General features: G+C 54.1%; 1 protein-coding gene. It reads left to right on the plus strand.

Going from position 1 to position 649, the window contains the following annotated elements; translation table 11 throughout:
- Positions 1–649 (plus strand): pyridoxal phosphate-dependent aminotransferase (locus TH5_RS25185; protein ID WP_114124144.1); only part of this gene is annotated, 649 nt, incomplete at both ends.

Below are 649 nucleotides of genomic sequence, written 5' to 3' on the forward strand. Positions count from 1 at the left end.
AGCATGGCTTCCTGATGTATCCGATTGCGACCAAGGGTGTTGGCGCGGTTCCGGTGACGGCTGCCGAAACCAACATGACCACCAGCGTTGATGCGTTGCTGGCCGCTGTGACCGAAAAAACCAAGATCGTTTTTGTCGCGAACCCGAACAATCCGACCGGAACCTACATCAACGATGCGGAAATGAAACGCCTGCGTGATGGTCTGCGCGAAGATATCGTTCTGGTCGTTGACGCGGCTTACGCCGAATTCATGACCGGTCAGGAAGATTATTCCGCCGGTGAAGAACTGGTGCGTGCCGGTAAAAATACCGTCATGACCCGTACATTTTCCAAGATTTATGGTCTTGGTGGCATTCGCCTTGGCTGGTGCTATGCGCCGGTTGATATTGCCGATGTTCTGCAACGCCTGCGTAATCCGTTTAACGTGGCCCTTCCTACCCAGGAAGCCGGTCTTGCGGCACTTGATGATGATGAATTCGTCAATGCCTGCGTGCGTCATAATGCCGAAACGCTGGCGTGGTTCCGCGATCAGGTGAACGCGATTGACGGGCTGATCGCCCATCCGAGCTATGGCAACTTTGTTCTGGTCGAATTCCCGAAGGAAGACGGCAAGAACGCCGATGCTGCCAATGATTTCATGATGGCACA

Origin of the sequence: Thalassospira xianhensis MCCC 1A02616, from assembly GCF_003326475.1 — a bacterium.
Classification (GTDB): Bacteria; Pseudomonadota; Alphaproteobacteria; order Rhodospirillales; family Thalassospiraceae; genus Thalassospira; species Thalassospira xianhensis.